This window comes from Pseudomonas sp. 2,4-D, assembly GCF_030418155.1.
In the GTDB taxonomy this organism is placed as follows: Bacteria; Pseudomonadota; Gammaproteobacteria; order Pseudomonadales; family Pseudomonadaceae; genus Aquipseudomonas; species Aquipseudomonas alloputida.
Map to the genome: position 1 here is coordinate 124,668 of NZ_JAUHUI010000013.1, position 14,709 is coordinate 139,376.

Sequence of the window (14,709 nt, forward strand, 5' to 3'; positions counted from 1 at the left end):
AAGCTGGCGAGTGGCACGGACCACCCGCCTAATCATCTTGTTATGCGCCGACCACGATCGGCCCGGCCTGGATGGGCTTCGCCAGGTCCGGGCGCAGGCTGCCAGCACTGTCAGGCGCCACACCGGCCTCGAACTCCGAGCGGAAGTATTTGATGGCACTGCCCAGCGGCTCGACGGCACCCGGTGCGTGAGCACAGAAGGTACGGCCTGGGCCGAGGAAGTTGACCAGCCCCAGCAGCGTCTCGATGTCTTCGGCACGGCCCTGGCCTCTTTCCAGTGCGCGCAGCATCTTCACGCTCCACGGCAGGCCGTCACGGCATGGTGTGCACCAGCCGCACGATTCGCGGGCGAAGAACTCTTCCATGTTGCGCAGCAGCGACACCATGTTGATGCTGTCGTCGACCGCCATGGCCAGGCCCGTACCCATACGGGTGCCGACCTTGGCGATGCCACCGGCGTACATTTGCGCATCGAGGTGCTCAGGCAGCAGGAAGCCGGTACCGGCGCCGCCTGGCTGCCAGCACTTGAGCTTGAAGCCATCGCGCATGCCACCGGCGTAGTCTTCGAACAACTCGCGCGCGGTAACGCCAAATGGCAGTTCCCACAGGCCTGGGTTCTTTACCTTGCCGGAGAAGCCCATCAGCTTGGTGCCATGGTCTTCGCTGCCTTCGCGTGCCAGCGACTTGTACCAGTCGTTGCCGTTGGCGACGATGGCCGGGACATTGCACAGGGTTTCGACGTTGTTCACGCACGTCGGCTTGCCCCACACGCCAACGGCGGCAGGGAAGGGCGGCTTGGAGCGCGGGTTGGCGCGGCGGCCTTCCAGCGAGTTGATCAGCGCGGTTTCTTCACCGCAGATGTAGCGGCCGGCGCCGGTGTGCACGAACAGCTCGAAATCGAAACCGCTGCCCAGGATGTTCTTGCCCAGCAGGCCGGCGGCCTTGGCTTCATCGATGGCGCGGTTGAGGTTCTTCGCTGCGGTGGTGTATTCGCCACGCAGGAAGATGTAGCCGCGGTAGGCCTTCAGGGCGCGGGCGCTGATCAGCATGCCCTCGACCAGCAGATGGGGCTGTTGCTCCATCAGCATGCGGTCCTTCCAGGTGTTCGGCTCCATTTCGTCCGCGTTGCACAGCAGGTAGCGGATGTTCATGGATTCGTCTTTGGGCATCAGGCCCCACTTCACGCCAGTGGGGAAGCCTGCGCCACCACGGCCTTTGAGGCCGGAGTCCTTGACGCTTTGCACGATGTCGTCGGCGGACATTTGCGCCAGCGCCTTGCGGGCTGCGGCGTAGCCGTTCTTCGATTCGTACTCGGCCAGCCAGACCGGCTCGCCGTCGTCACGCAGGCGCCAGGTCAGCGGGTGGGTTTCGGCCGAGCGCGCGATGCGGTTGGCCGGGCCGAAGGAAGTAATGGTCATACGTAACCCTCCAGCAGTTTGGAAACGCCAGCCGGCTGCACGTCACCGAAGGTGTCGTCGTCGATCATCAGTGCCGGGGCCTTGTCGCAGTTGCCCAGGCAGCACACGGGCAGCAGGGTGAAACGACCGTCGGCGGTGGTCTGGCCCAGGCCGATGCCCAACTCGCTCTGGATCTGGCTGACGACCGACTCATGGCCGCCGATGTAGCAGACCATGCTGTCACACACGCGGATGATGTGGCGGCCGACCGGCTGGCGGAAGATCTGACTGTAGAAGGTGGCGACACCCTCGACGTCGCTGGCCGGAATGCCCAGCACTTCGCCAATGGCGTAGATGGCGCCGTCCGGCACCCAGCCACGTTCCTTCTGGACGATCTTCAGGGCTTCGATGGACGCCGCGCGCGGGTCCTCGTAGTGATGCATTTCGTGCTCGATGGCCGAGCGCTCGGTTTCGCTCAGGGCGAAACGGTCTGTCTGGATAAGCGTGCTGTTCATGCTTAGCGGTCCACGTCAGCCATAACGAAGTCGATACTGCCCAGGTACGCAATGAGGTCGGCGACCATGCTGCCTTTGATCACCGAAGGGATCTGCTGCAGGTGCGGGTAGCTCGGGGTGCGGATCCGGGTGCGGTAGCTCATGGTGCCGCCATCGCTCGTCAGGTAGTAACTGTTGATGCCCTTGGTCGCTTCGATCATCTGGAACGACTCGTTGGCCGGCATGACCGGGCCCCACGAGACTTGCAGGAAGTGCGTGATCAGGGTTTCGATGTGCTGCAGGGTGCGCTCTTTCGGCGGCGGCGTGGTCAGCGGGTGATCCGCCTTGTACGGGCCTTCCGGCATGTTGCGCAGGCACTGGTCGATGATGCGGATACTCTGACGCATCTCCTCGACACGGACCATGCAGCGATCGTAGGCATCGCCGTTGTGGGCCAGCGGTACTTCGAACTCGAAGTTTTCGTAGCCGGAGTAAGGGCGGGCTTTACGCAGGTCGAAGTTGCAACCGGTGGCACGCAAGCCGGCACCGGTGGTGCCCCATTCCAGCGCTTCCTTGGTGTTGTACGCGGCAACGCCGATGGTACGGCCCTTGAGGATGCTGTTTTGCAGGGCGGCCTTGGTGTATTCGTCGAGGCGCTTGGGCAGCCATTCGACGAAGTCCTTGACCAGCTTGTCCCAGCCGCGTGGCAGGTCGTGGGCGACGCCACCGATGCGGTACCAGGCCGGGTGCAGGCGGAAACCGGTGATCGCTTCGATCACGGTGTAGGCGCGCTGGCGGTCGGTGAAGGTGAAGAACACCGGAGTCATGGCGCCGACGTCCTGGATGTAGGTACCCAGGAACAGCAGGTGGCTGGTGATGCGGAAGAACTCGGCCAGCATGATGCGAATCACGTCGACCTTCTGCGGCACCTTGATGCCGGCCAGCTTCTCCACCGCAAGCACGTACGGCAGGTTGTTCATCACCCCACCGAGGTAATCGATACGGTCGGTATAGGGGATGAAGCTGTGCCAGGACTGGCGCTCGGCCATTTTTTCGGCGCCACGGTGGTGGTAGCCGATGTCCGGTACGCAGTCGACGATTTCTTCACCGTCCAGCTGCAGGACGATACGGAACGCACCGTGCGCCGAAGGGTGGTTGGGGCCGAGGTTGAGGAACATGTAGTCCTCGTTGGCGCCCTGACGCTTCATGCCCCAGGCTTCCGGGTTGAAGCGAGCCGATTCCTCTTCAAGCTGCTGCTTGGCCAGGGTCAGGCTGTAGGGGTCGAACTCGGTCGCACGGGCAGGGTAGTCCTTGCGCAGCGGGTGACCTTCCCAGGTCGGCGGCATCATGATGCGGCTGAGGTGCGGGTGGCCGGCAAAGTCGATGCCGAACATGTCCCAGACTTCGCGCTCGTACCAGTTGGCGTTTGGCCAGATGCCTGTCACGGTCGGCAGGTTCAGGTCGCCTTCGCTGAGCGACACCTTGATCATCACGTCGCTGTTACGCTCGATCGACAACAGGTGGTAGAACACGCTGAAATCGGCGGCTGGCAGGCCACGGCGCTGGGTGCGCAGGCGCTCGTCGACGCCATGCAGGTCGTACAGCATGCTGTAAGGCTTGGCGACGCCGCGCAGGAAGCTGAGCACCTCTTTGAGCTGGGCGCGTTTTACCCACAGCACGGGCATGCCGGTGCGGGTTTCCTGGGCGACGAATGCGTCGGCGCCAAAACGGTTGTTCAGTTCGACGACCACATCCTGGTCGTCAGCCTTGTAGGGCGGAATGAAAATAGCGTTGTCCGCTGTCATGGTCTCGGTCGCTTTGGGTCAACGTTAAGAATGAAGCCAGGCCGCCGGCTCCTTCGGGAGCGGGCGGCAGGTCGCTGGATCAGACTTCGTCGGGGCTGCGCAGGTTGGTTACTGCAATGCGCTGCTCACGACGCAGGTCTTTCTGGGCTGGCATCTCGGCACGGTAAATACCTTGATCACCAACAACCCAGGAAAGCGGGCGTCGTTCTTGGCCGATCGACTCCTGCAACAGCATCAAGCCTTGCAGGAAAGCCTCAGGGCGTGGCGGGCAGCCAGGCACATAGACGTCCACGGGGAGGAACTTGTCGACCCCCTGAACGACCGAGTAGATGTCGTACATGCCGCCGGAGTTGGCGCACGAACCCATGGAGATGACCCATTTCGGCTCGAGCATCTGCTCGTACAGGCGCTGGATGATCGGCGCCATTTTGACGAAGCAGGTACCGGCAATGACCATGAAGTCGGCCTGACGCGGCGAGGCCCGGATGACTTCGGCGCCGAAGCGGGCGATGTCGTGGGGTGCCGTGAAGGCCGTGGTCATTTCCACGTAGCAGCAGGACAGGCCGAAGTTGTACGGCCAGAGGGAGTTCTTGCGGCCCCAATTGACCGCGCCACGCAGCACATCTTCAAGTTTGCCCATGAAGATGTTCTTGTGGACCTGGTCCTCTAGCAGTTGATCGGTGACGGTTTCCCGTTCACCGACCGGGTACTGCTCGTTGGGCGCATCCGGATCGATTCTGGTGAGATTGTATTGCATGCCAAAGCCTCATTGTTTCAGCTTCGCTTGCCGCTTGCGGCGACCTTCGGGAGCCCAATCAAGTGCCCCGACGCGCCATAGGTAGACAAGACCTGCCAACAGAATTGCTATGAAAACGAGTGCTTCGACGAATCCGGTCCAGCCGCTTTCGCGGACGGACACAGACCATGCAAAGAGAAAGAGGGCTTCGATATCGAAGATCACGAACAGCATCGCGACCAGATAGAATTTGGCGGACAGGCGCAGGCGGGCGCTGCCGACGGGCAGCATGCCGGATTCGAAGGGTTCGTTCTTGGCGCGGCCCCAAGCCTTGCTACCGAGCAGGCTGGACAGGCCGAGCATGAAGGCGCACAGGCCGACGACACCCAGGAGGAAGATGGCAAAGCCCCAGTTGTGGGCGATGAGTCCTGCCGAATCGGACATGCTAGAAATCCTTATACAGAGACCCAGCTCTGCAGTCTGAAATAAGTGTAGAGCGGCGACTTGGCGTCGCACATGCAGTGACCAAATGTCGCAGCCGAATCAATCCCGCTGATTTTATGGGTAAACCTGGTGCAAGTAAAATTTCTGTCGCAAATTTATTCGTAGGATTAAGTACAAAAAACCTTCGTAACTGGCTGAGGGCCTTGAAATTCGGGCATTGCGTGCGGTTTTGTCAATTATGTTTCTTGCGGACGGTAACGAATAGCAAGTTACGTAATGATAATTAATATCATTTGGCTTGCTGCCTTTGAGTTTGCCTGTTCTGTGCCTTGTAAAGTTCATCTGGCGACTCCCCCTACTTGCAAATGCAAAAAACGCTTGTTCTAGCAGCTCTCGACACTGCGCGCACCGCTCTGGGTCAATACTTTATTGGTGGAGCGATGACCGACTGATGAAGCGATGGCCCATTGGTCTAGCCAGCAAGCGAGGATGATCAGGTGCAGTGCGGCGGCGAACGGGCTGGCGAAGCGTTCGATGCCGATCAGGCTGTCTGAGCTCACGAGCAGGCCGGCACCGAGCACCGCCAAACCGCTGCAGGCCAAGGCGCGCCAGAGCGTGGTGTTGATGGCCGGGGCGTATATATAGAGAGCGGCGGCAGCCAGGGCGAGAATCATCAGGTCGCTTGGCAGAGGTCCTTGCTGCTGCGCTGCCTCAAGCATAGACCTGATCCTGGGTTTTGCTGGTCATGCCTTTGGATTGTAGGGGGGCATAGGTTTGGTGACAGGTATGCGGCGCCTGCGGGAGAGCGCCGCTCGCGCGGCACCGCAAACCTTACGACAGGCACCATGTCGCCCTGACGCATTCGGATGCAGAACACCTGAAGCGTCAAGCTGATTAGTGTGAGACAAGGGCCGGGCCAGGTAGCCGAGAAATTTCAGGGGATTGGGCAATGGGTAGCCCCCCAAAAAAACAAAGGCCCAGTGCTTTCACAAGCACCGGGCCTTTGTTCAACAGCAACCCACTAGCAGTGGAACTGTTCTTCCTTGTCGCCGATCGGCCCCGCTTTTGTTTCAGGCGCCGAGGCGTACCACGTAGAAGCCGTTTTTGGTATCTGTCGGAAGCTTGAGATTGCAGGCGACAAGCGGTTGACCATTGCGTTGGCAGCGGATCCATGAGGCCATCCCGCGCTCTCCGACGAAGGCCCAGCCACTGGCGCCATAATCATGGTCAGGTTTGCCGTCGCTGTTGAAGCGCAGAGTGACAAAATGGCCCTCTGATTCTGCATTTTCATAAAGCACGGTCAGGTAAATTTTCTCGGCGTTGCCGGATCTGGCGTCAAAGGACAGATCTAACGCGGAGGCTATTACCGATGGGGTCTTTTCGACAATGACGGGTCTCCCTTCATTGAAACCGTTGTTCAGCGTGCCGTCGCTGTTAAACGACATGAGCGCGGTACCCTCATCGTAAGTGTTGATGTCGGTGTGGCACGCCAGCACGAAGTGATGATTGGAGGTTGACTGCTTGAGCAGCGCAGGACGCAGCGTGTGGCCTGGCGTATGCAGGTGCAGATAACCACCGTCGGCAAATGTCCTGTCGATCTTGGCGTGCTCATCGAGGCGGGTCACGATGACGTGGTTCTTGAAGTCTTCAGTAAGTAAGGGCGCGTACGCCGCATAAATACCATGTTCATTCAGTGCCAGTGCCCCCCAGCAGTACTGGGTCGTTACCGTGCGCAGCGCGCCAGTAGCCTGTGCCATTGAAGTCGGTAGCCAGGTCCCCCTTCAGCGTGATTGCAACAACGTGGTCGCGCGAGCGGAAGTAGAGCACTCCGTTCCGTATGCCCGCGCCGTCGTTGTCGTGGGAAGACGAACTGCTGTACTTGCTGGGCGATGCCAAACCGGTCGGCCAGGCCTTGGTTGTGGAGCTGACCGAAGGATAAATCCGATAGGGCTTCCCGTCCTCGCCAAAACTGGTGTCGGGCTTTCCATTGGCGTGCAAGCGAACGACGATGGGGTGATATGAATTCTGGGCGTAGTTGTAGTCGCCTACCACAAATATTCGCCCAGCTTCATCCGTAATGATCTCAGACAGCAAGACCCGCAGGGCACCTTCATATTCGATCGTTGTGACACCTTGCGAACCGAATTCGAGGTCAAGCGTACCGTCAGGCTCAAGGCATAGCAGCTTGAGGGCTGTCGCGTTTCGGGGCGCCGAGGAAATAAGTGTTTTTTGAGTTGATTCGATTATCGCAATCGGGCCGAGATGGTCGTACTTTGGGTGCGAAAAACGGCCTTGCGACGCATACGCTGGGTCCAGCTCGCCAGCGTTGAGGATGGTTGGCATGATGCGACTCCTGTTTGGGGGAGTCGCTAGCCTCTCAGAAGGTGTGGGACTGAAAAACTGGCAATAATACTAGGCTCTGCATGAGAAGAGCCCATTAGCCCTGGCTGTTTTCCGTGGTCTTTGCGGAGAAAGCATGGCCCTGATCATGGATTTCGCTATGGCTTGTATCGACAGGCATTGGCAAAACAAAAGCCCGGAGCTTTCTCAAGCCCCGGGCTTTTGTTCAACCGCAACCCACTATCAGTGGAACTGCTCTTCCTCGGTCGAACCGGTCAGCGCAGTCACCGACGAAGCGCCACCCTGGATCACGGTGGTCATGTCGTCGAAGTAGCCAGTGCCCACTTCCTGCTGGTGCGCCACGAAGGTGTAGCCCTTGCTGGCGTCAGCGAATTCCTGCTCCTGCAGCTTCACGTAGGCGGTCATGTCGTTGCGGGCGTAGTCGTGCGCCAGGTTGAACATGCCGTGCCACATGTTGTGGATGCCGGCCAGGGTGATGAACTGATGCTTGTAACCCATGGCCGACAATTCGCGCTGGAACTTGGCGATGGTGGCGTCGTCCAGGTTTTTCTTCCAGTTGAAGGAAGGCGAGCAGTTGTACGACAGGATCTGGTCCGGGTACTCCTTCTTGATCGCCTCGGCGAAGCGACGGGCTTCGTCCAGGTCTGGCTTGGCGGTTTCACACCAGATCAGGTCGGCGTACGGGGCGTAGGCCAGGCCGCGGGCAATGGCCTGGTCGAGGCCGGCACGGACCTTGTAGAAGCCTTCACGGGTGCGCTCGCCAATCACGAACGGCTGGTCGTACGGGTCGCAGTCGCTGGTCAGCAGGTCGGCGGCGTTGGCGTCGGTGCGGGCCAGGATGATGGTCGGCACACCCGACACGTCAGCGGCCAGGCGCGCTGCTACCAGCTTCTGTACGGCTTCCTGGGTCGGTACCAGCACCTTGCCGCCCATGTGGCCGCATTTTTTAACCGAGGCCAGCTGGTCTTCGAAGTGCACGCCGGCGGCGCCTGCTTCGATCATGTTCTTCATCAGCTCGTAGGCATTCAATACGCCGCCAAAACCGGCTTCGGCGTCGGCCACGATGGGCGCGAAGTAGTCGATGTAGCCTTCGTCGCCCGGGTTCTTGCCGGCTTTCCACTGGATCTGGTCGGCACGGCGGAACGCGTTGTTGATGCGCTTGACCACGGTCGGTACCGAATCGACCGGGTACAGCGACTGGTCAGGGTACATCGACTCGGCCGAGTTGTTGTCGGCGGCAACCTGCCAGCCGGACAGGTAGATGGCCTGGATACCGGCCTTGACCTGTTGTACAGCCTGGCCGCCAGTTAGGGCGCCCATGCAGTTGACGAAATCTTTGTCGGGGCGGAAGGACGGGTGAGCACCTTCGGTAACCAGCTTCCACAGTTTTTCTGCACCCTGGCGGGCAAAGGTGTGCTCAGGTTGCACGGAGCCACGCAGGCGAACGACATCAGCGGCGGTGTAGGTACGGGTCACGCCTTTCCAGCGCGGGTTCTCGGCCCAGTCTTTCTCGAGGGCTGCAATTTGCTGTTCGCGTGTCAGTGCCATGGAAATAAACCTCGTCGCATCGATCTTGGGTTAATTGTGCTGATGCTCTGGGCAGATCAGGTGCCTGGCGGCTGTCCTGTTCGCAGGCTTGCGGCGGCGAACGCGAAGGCTCGAAGGGGAAGGGTGGGCAGGCCAGGCGAAGGTGCGCTCCGGCAGGTCGGCTCGTGGTTGCCTTGCTGCGGTGCTACGCGATTGCCAGTACTGCGGTGATGCGCTTCCGTCCCTCGGGACAACTTCTTCGTTGCAGTCGCAATCCCGTCGAACCGCCTTGTGGGCCGTATAGACACGAGGCGCCTCCTGGGGTGGAAGGAGCGCGCCCCGAAGGCCCTTGCCAGGGCCCCTGATTAGCGGGAGCGAGGCCATCATGCCCTTGGGAAAAAGACCCTGTCAAATGTTTTGTAGTGCTTTTTTGTCCTTACTACATCTTTGGTCTAATGCGACTTGGCAGTCAGTTTCAAGGCCTTTGGTCGAAGCCTTGAATTGCCTGGGATCAGTCGACAAGGTCGACTTTGACCCGCAATGTCATGTTTTCACCCCGTTGGGTGCCGTACGTATGGCTTGACGCGCTGCGGTCGGCTTGGCTCTGCTGGTTGAACCCCGCTAGGGTGATCCACTCGCCGAGCTTGCCAGTGACTGTCGTGTCGGTACTTTGTACTTTCACTACATCTGCACGTTCATGGCTGATGCGGTCATTATTGCTGCTTATTTCCAGACGAACCGTTTCGCCGCTCAGGCTCGGGGTTACGTAGAAGCCTTGGGTCACGTTGCGGTATTCGGTGTTGCTCTGAATGCGCCCATAGCCGTCTGTGCTGGTGCTGGTAATGGGGATGCTCTGGCCTACCTGGATCAGTGCCGGTTGCCCTTCGCTGGCTTGTACCTGCTGCATGCCGCCGTCGCGGTTGCTGGTGCCGTAGTGAATGACGCGTGCGTTGCCGCGGTTGTCCTGGAAATTGCTGTCGTTGTTGTCGACGCTGATCAGCAGGCGCTTGGGCGCGGTATCCAGCTGTTGCAGCAGGGCGCGCAGGTCGTCGATGCGCTCGGGGCTGGCGTTGACGATCAGTTTGTTCTCGAAGGCGCTGACCGTTCCGTCCTTGCCGATGAAGGCCTGCAGGGCGGGCAGCAGTTCGGCACTGCTGCGATGCTGAAGTGGCACCACCTCGGTGGCGGCATGGGCGGTGAGGCTGGCGACCAGCAACAGGGAGGCGAAAAGGGGGCGTAGCGGCATGTCCATGATCTCCGCAGGTGGAACCAACATGATGGCAAATTTGCTGACTTTTTGCCGGATCTGGATCACGTCGGCACGGTGGCAGACAGTCGTATTATCCTGATTTATCTTGTAGGCTATAAATTATAGTAGGCAAGATAAATGAGGTTAATTGCATGTCTCCCGTTCGCCCGCTCCTACGCCGTAATCAGTTGGCCAACGCACTGGCCCAAGACTTGGCCGGCGAGTCGTTGGTCGATTACAGCTCGGGCATGTTCCTGGCCGCGCCCCGGCGTACGGGCAAGAGCACCTTCCTCAACAACGACTTCATACCGGAATGCGTACAGCGCGGCTGGCTACCGGTTTACGTCGACCTGTGGTCGGATCGCGACGCCGCCCCTGCGCAGCTCATCAGTGGCGCCATCGGTACTGCGCTGGCCAGATTCGAAGGTGCGCTGGCCAGGACCGCGAAAAAGGCCGGTATCGACAAGATCAACCTGCTGCGCACCCTGAGCTGGGATTTCACCCGCCCGCAATTGCCTGCGGGTACTACCCTGGCCCAGGCGCTTGCCGTGTTGCATCAAGTCTCAGGGCAGTTGGTAGTGCTGATCATCGACGAGGCTCAGCACGCCCTTAACAGCGAAGATGGCCTCAATGCGATGTTCGCGCTGAAAGCCGCGCGTGACCACCTTAACCGTGGCGACCGTCCGGATGGCTTGCGCCTGGTGTTCACGGGCTCTAGTCGCGACAAGCTGGCCAACCTGGTACTCAAGAGCAAGCAGCCATTCTTTGGTGCCAGCATCACGCCCTTTCCGTTGCTGGGGCGTGAATATGTCGAATTCATCACCGCCTTGTGGAACCGTCGCCTGGCCGACAGTAACCAGTTCAAGGTAGAGGACCTGGCATACGCGTTCGAATTGGTCGGCCGGCGCCCGGAAATGCTCAACAAACTGTTGGCCGAAGTTAGCGTCGGCCTGGGTGAGGCGGGCAACCTGGGTGAACTGCTGCGCAATGGGGCGCTGAACCATCAAGCCGGGGTGTGGAGTGACTACGAAAGCGCTTGGAACGAACTTACGCCGTTGCAGCAGGCCGTGCTAGAGGTCATGGCCGAGCGCACGCTGGGCCGGCAGCCGTTTTCCCCGTTTACCGAGCAAACCCTGGTTGAGGTCAGCCGCAAGCTGGAGCTGGCCCAGGCGGTAGCCAAAGTCAACACGGCAAACGTACAGAAGGCCCTCGATGCCCTGCGCGACAAGGAGCTGGTATGGAAGGCCAATCGTGGCGAGTACGCGTTGGAGGATACTTCCATGGCCGAATGGCTCGCCCGCGACCAGGCAGTTGCCAGCCACAGGTGAACCTTTGAGGTGCCCCGTAAGTCGCACTCACAGGGAGCGCGTGGGGTGATTGCATGAACGGTGTCCTGATCTTGCTGTTATGGCTTTGCAGTCTGGGTGCACAGGCTGCAGCGGACACGCTGCGCATCAAGCAGCTGCAGCGTTGCGGCGACTTGTTCAGCGACAGCCAGCAGCAATGGTGCCTGCGTGCCGAGGGGCTCGGGGCAAACCTGCCAACGGTATGGTTGGGCGGTGTGCAGCTGTCAGACGCCAATGTTGGGCGGCAAGGTGACCGGCTGACGCTGAAGCTGGCAAGAGAAGCCCAGCGCAGTGCCCCGCTCTGGCTGGCCGATGGCGGCAGTACCAGCAACCCGGTATGGCTGACCCGCCAACGCAGTCATGTGATCGCCGCAGGGCCCGATGAAGTGGCGAAGAACATGGACGGCCTGACCACCTATGTCGATCTGGTCAGCCTGTTGATCGAAGAAAAATACGACGGCCTCGGCGAGGCCCGGCGCATCGCCGGTAAATACGGCGCCCAGGTTGTCGGTGCCATACCGCCGCTGAATGTCTACCAGCTGCGCTTGCCGGTAGAGGACCTGGTGCAGCGCGATGCGATGGTCCTGCGCATGGGCAGTGAAGTCAGCGTGGATGCCGTGATTGTCGAAGAGTCCGCCCCCGAGCGCGGGGAGGAGGGCAATGGGCGCAGCACCCAAGCCATCGACCAGGCGGACGAATGGGCCGCCAACCGCTTCATGGACGCGCTGTATTTCTACCGGCGCCGGATTGCCGCATCTGGCTTGCCGGTGAAGCCCGTGCGGGTCGGGGTAGTCGAGCGTGAAGTGGACTTCGACGCCCCAAGGTTCAGCCATTATCGAGGGGGCTGCGAACGAGGCCAGACATGCCTCTACGCTCGCGACGGTAATCGCCAGGCAAGCCACGGCAGCCATGTCGCAGGCATTCTCGCTGCGCAGGGTGAGGGCTTTTTGCAGGGGTTGGGCAAGCACAGCCCTGGCTTCGAGGTGGTGGTAGAGCGCAACTCGGATGCCGGTATCACCGCCAACATCGCTGCCTCGGTGAACCTGGTCGAAGATGGCGTGCGGGTGCTGAACTGGAGCTGGGGCATTCACCGGGTCGGGGCACGCAATGTGAAGGGTGATGAGGTCGACTCGCTGGTGCGCTCCGGGCTGGCAATGAGCGGCTACGAGGAGTTGCTTGAGGAGTTCTTCCTCTGGCTGCGCAAGGCGCACCCTGAGGTGGTGGTGGTGAATTCGGCGGGCAATGGTGCGTCCTGGTCGGGGACCGATGAATATCGCCTGCCTTCGTCGTTCATCACCGAACAATTGCTGGTGGTGGGCGGGCATCAGCGCAGTGACAAGGCTACGGCAGTTGAAGCCCACGATCATGTGCGCAAGCGTCACAGTTCCAATATCGACATGCGCGTGGATGTCAGTGCTGCTGCCTGCATACGCCCGGTTTCTGCCGAGGCTGCGCATTGTGGCACGTCGTACGCGACACCTTTGGTGACTGCCACTGTGGCGACGATGCTGTCAATCAACCCGGCACTTACCCCGGAACAGGTGCGCATGCTGTTGCGGCGCAGTGCCTTGACCCTGGGCGCCGAACAGGATTTCGAAGCGATGGATGCCGAAGACCTGACGGCGCCGATCCTGCCCTCGGAGCGTGGCGGCCGCCTGAACGACCCGGACCTGGGGCGTTCGGCGCGCCTGGACATGCAGCGTGCGCTGGACCTGGCCGTGCAGAGCCTTGAACGTGTGCGTTGAGCAGTGGCCGCTGTCAGACAAATTCCGTAACATCGCGCCCCTCGTTTTTCTAACGTCCGTCAGGACTGCACCACAGGAAGCCCATGAAGCCCGCCCGACTACGCGCCGACTTGCTCGCCGGCCTTACCACCTCGTTCGCCTTGGTCCCCGAGTGCATCGCCTTTGCCCTGGTGGCCCATCTCAACCCGCTGATGGGCCTGTATGGTGCGTTCATCATTTGTACCCTGACGGCGCTGTTCGGCGGGCGGCCGGGGATGATCTCAGGCGCTGCCGGCTCGATGGCGGTGGTGATCGTCGCCTTGGTGGTGCAGCACGGCGTGCAGTACCTGCTGGCCACGGTGTTGCTGGGCGGTGTGGTCATGATCCTGTTCGGCCTGCTGCGCCTGGGCAAACTGGTGCGCCTGGTGCCATACCCGGTCATGCTTGGCTTCGTAAACGGCCTGGCCATCGTCATCGCCATGGCTCAGCTGGAGCATTTCAAGGACGGCGAACACTGGCTCAGTGGCACGCCGCTGTACCTGATGATCGGCCTGGTGGCGCTGACCATGGCGGTGGTTTATGTGCTGCCCAAACTGACCCGTGCGGTGCCGCCGGCCTTGGTGGCGATCCTCGGTGTTGGCCTGCTGGTGTACATGCTCGGGCTACCTACCCGCACCCTGGGCGACATGGCGCACATCGCCGGTGGCCTGCCGGGGCTGGCGCTGCCGGATGTGCCCTGGAATCTGGAAACCCTGAAAATCATCGCGCCTTACGCGGTGCTGATGGCCATGGTCGGCCTGCTGGAAACCCTGCTCACCCTCAACCTGACCGACGAAATCACCGAGAGCCGTGGCTTCCCGGACCGCGAGTGTGTGGCATTGGGCGCTGCGAACATGGTGTCGGGCCTGTGCGGCGGCATGGGCGGCTGCGCGATGATCGGGCAGACGGTGATCAACCTCAGTTCCAATGGCCGGGGCCGGTTGTCGGGGGTAGTGGCCGGGGTGATGATTCTGCTGTTCGTGCTGTTCCTGTCGCCGCTGATCGAGCGTATTCCACTGGCGGCGCTGGTCGGGGTGATGTTCGTGGTGGCTCAGCAGACCTTTGCCTGGGCGTCGTTGCGGGTGTTGCACAAGGTGCCGGTGAATGATGTGCTGGCGATCGTTGCGGTGACCGTGGTCACGGTCCTCACCGACCTGGCCATGGCAGTGCTGTTCGGGATCATCATCGCGGCGCTCAACTTTGCCTGGCAGCATGCGCGGGAGCTGTATGCCGACACCCATGAGGACGCCGAGGGCGGCAAGCGTTATCAACTGCATGGCACGCTGTTCTTTGCCTCGACCACCTCGTTCCTCAACCAGTTCGACACGGCCGGGGACCCGGCCCAGGTCACGCTGGATTGCCAGCATTTGAGCTTTGTCGATTATTCGGCCGTTGCGGCGCTGAAAACCCTGCGCGAGCGCTATGCCAAGGCGGGCAAGCATTTGCGCGTGGTGCATTTGTCGGAGCGGTGCAAGAAGCTGTTGAAGCGGGCGGGCGAGCAGCATTGAAAACTGTTGCTGCCTGTGCCGGCCTCTTCGCGGGTAAACCCGCTCCTACGAGGGGGCGCATACCCCTGTAGGAGCGGGTT

12 protein-coding genes and 1 pseudogene are annotated in these 14,709 nt (G+C 60.9%); 3 read left to right on the forward strand and 10 right to left on the reverse strand.

The genetic code is table 11. From position 1 onward, the window contains the following. Positions 1-40: 40 nt before the first annotated feature. The 10 genes and pseudogenes from nuoF to QYE47_RS12430 all read right to left on the reverse strand — a co-directional run bounded on the left by nuoF (position 41) and on the right by QYE47_RS12430 (position 10,039). Positions 41-1,417 (reverse strand): NADH-quinone oxidoreductase subunit NuoF, encoded by a 1,377-nt coding sequence (nuoF, locus tag QYE47_RS12385; protein ID WP_014590314.1) that lies wholly within the window; start codon positions 1,415-1,417, stop codon positions 41-43. Continuing rightward, complete coding sequence (gene nuoE, locus QYE47_RS12390) at positions 1,414-1,911, reverse strand: NADH-quinone oxidoreductase subunit NuoE (protein ID WP_012313767.1); 498 nt, start codon at positions 1,909-1,911, stop codon at positions 1,414-1,416. The genes nuoF and nuoE overlap by 4 nt, the downstream gene beginning before the upstream one ends. Before the next feature lie 2 nt (positions 1,912-1,913). After that, a complete protein-coding gene (gene nuoC, locus QYE47_RS12395) occupies positions 1,914-3,695 on the reverse strand; it encodes an NADH-quinone oxidoreductase subunit C/D (protein WP_010954900.1) in 1,782 nt (593 codons plus the stop codon). A 79-nt stretch (positions 3,696-3,774) separates the two neighbouring features. Then, positions 3,775-4,452 carry an NADH-quinone oxidoreductase subunit B family protein gene (locus QYE47_RS12400; RefSeq protein WP_003251429.1) on the reverse strand — a complete coding sequence of 226 codons (678 nt, stop codon included), beginning with the start codon at positions 4,450-4,452 and terminating at the stop codon, positions 3,775-3,777. Positions 4,453-4,461: 9 nt separating this feature from the next. Further along, positions 4,462-4,875: an NADH-quinone oxidoreductase subunit A gene (locus QYE47_RS12405; RefSeq protein WP_003251427.1), complete on the reverse strand. Its 414-nt coding sequence runs from the start codon at positions 4,873-4,875 to the stop codon at positions 4,462-4,464. A gap of 383 nt (positions 4,876-5,258) precedes the next feature. Next, a pseudogene (locus tag QYE47_RS12410) lies at positions 5,259-5,522 on the reverse strand (lysoplasmalogenase family protein); the annotation flags it as partial. A 423-nt stretch (positions 5,523-5,945) separates the two neighbouring features. After that, a complete protein-coding gene (locus QYE47_RS12415) occupies positions 5,946-6,632 on the reverse strand; it encodes a hypothetical protein (protein ID WP_158284460.1) in 687 nt (228 codons plus the stop codon). Further along, a complete protein-coding gene (locus QYE47_RS12420; RefSeq protein WP_070383610.1) occupies positions 6,562-7,218 on the reverse strand; it encodes a delta-60 repeat domain-containing protein in 657 nt (218 codons plus the stop codon). Before QYE47_RS12420 ends, QYE47_RS12415 begins: the two co-directional genes overlap by 71 nt. 240 nt (positions 7,219-7,458) lie before the next feature. Further along, positions 7,459-8,784: an isocitrate lyase gene (gene aceA, locus QYE47_RS12425; RefSeq protein WP_014590317.1), complete on the reverse strand. Its 1,326-nt coding sequence runs from the start codon at positions 8,782-8,784 to the stop codon at positions 7,459-7,461. A 490-nt stretch (positions 8,785-9,274) separates the two neighbouring features. Continuing rightward, positions 9,275-10,039 (reverse strand): secretin N-terminal domain-containing protein, encoded by a 765-nt coding sequence (locus QYE47_RS12430; RefSeq protein WP_172830915.1) that lies wholly within the window; start codon positions 10,037-10,039, stop codon positions 9,275-9,277. Positions 10,040-10,164: 125 nt separating this feature from the next. Between QYE47_RS12430 and QYE47_RS12435 the strand changes: the two genes are divergently transcribed. From QYE47_RS12435 to QYE47_RS12445, 3 genes are all read left to right on the forward strand, one after another. Beyond that, the gene (locus QYE47_RS12435) at positions 10,165-11,340 is read left to right on the forward strand and encodes a hypothetical protein (protein WP_014590319.1); all 1,176 of its coding nucleotides are present in this window, start codon (positions 10,165-10,167) and stop codon (positions 11,338-11,340) included. 53 nt (positions 11,341-11,393) lie between these two features. Beyond that, positions 11,394-13,103: a S8/S53 family peptidase gene (locus tag QYE47_RS12440; protein WP_014590320.1), complete on the forward strand. Its 1,710-nt coding sequence runs from the start codon at positions 11,394-11,396 to the stop codon at positions 13,101-13,103. Between the two features lie 83 nt (positions 13,104-13,186). After that, positions 13,187-14,629 carry a SulP family inorganic anion transporter gene (locus tag QYE47_RS12445; protein ID WP_014590321.1) on the forward strand — a complete coding sequence of 481 codons (1,443 nt, stop codon included), beginning with the start codon at positions 13,187-13,189 and terminating at the stop codon, positions 14,627-14,629. The last annotated feature ends 80 nt before the right edge of the window (positions 14,630-14,709 follow it).

What these genes read in the sequence shown, in the direction of transcription:
- nuoF (WP_014590314.1), bottom strand. Translation starts at nt 1,417, where the DNA reads ATGACCATTACTTCCTTCGGCCCGGCCAACCGCATCGCGCGCTCGGCC.
- nuoE (WP_012313767.1), bottom strand. Translation starts at nt 1,911, where the DNA reads ATGAACAGCACGCTTATCCAGACAGACCGTTTCGCCCTGAGCGAAACC.
- nuoC (WP_010954900.1), bottom strand. Translation starts at nt 3,695, where the DNA reads ATGACAGCGGACAACGCTATTTTCATTCCGCCCTACAAGGCTGACGAC.
- QYE47_RS12400 (WP_003251429.1), bottom strand. Translation starts at nt 4,452, where the DNA reads ATGCAATACAATCTCACCAGAATCGATCCGGATGCGCCCAACGAGCAG.
- QYE47_RS12405 (WP_003251427.1), bottom strand. Translation starts at nt 4,875, where the DNA reads ATGTCCGATTCGGCAGGACTCATCGCCCACAACTGGGGCTTTGCCATC.
- QYE47_RS12415 (WP_158284460.1), bottom strand. Translation starts at nt 6,632, where the DNA reads ATGGCACAGGCTACTGGCGCGCTGCGCACGGTAACGACCCAGTACTGC.
- QYE47_RS12420 (WP_070383610.1), bottom strand. Translation starts at nt 7,218, where the DNA reads ATGCCAACCATCCTCAACGCTGGCGAGCTGGACCCAGCGTATGCGTCG.
- aceA (WP_014590317.1), bottom strand. Translation starts at nt 8,784, where the DNA reads ATGGCACTGACACGCGAACAGCAAATTGCAGCCCTCGAGAAAGACTGG.
- QYE47_RS12430 (WP_172830915.1), bottom strand. Translation starts at nt 10,039, where the DNA reads ATGTTGGTTCCACCTGCGGAGATCATGGACATGCCGCTACGCCCCCTT.
- QYE47_RS12435 (WP_014590319.1), top strand. Translation starts at nt 10,165, where the DNA reads ATGTCTCCCGTTCGCCCGCTCCTACGCCGTAATCAGTTGGCCAACGCA.
- QYE47_RS12440 (WP_014590320.1), top strand. Translation starts at nt 11,394, where the DNA reads ATGAACGGTGTCCTGATCTTGCTGTTATGGCTTTGCAGTCTGGGTGCA.
- QYE47_RS12445 (WP_014590321.1), top strand. Translation starts at nt 13,187, where the DNA reads ATGAAGCCCGCCCGACTACGCGCCGACTTGCTCGCCGGCCTTACCACC.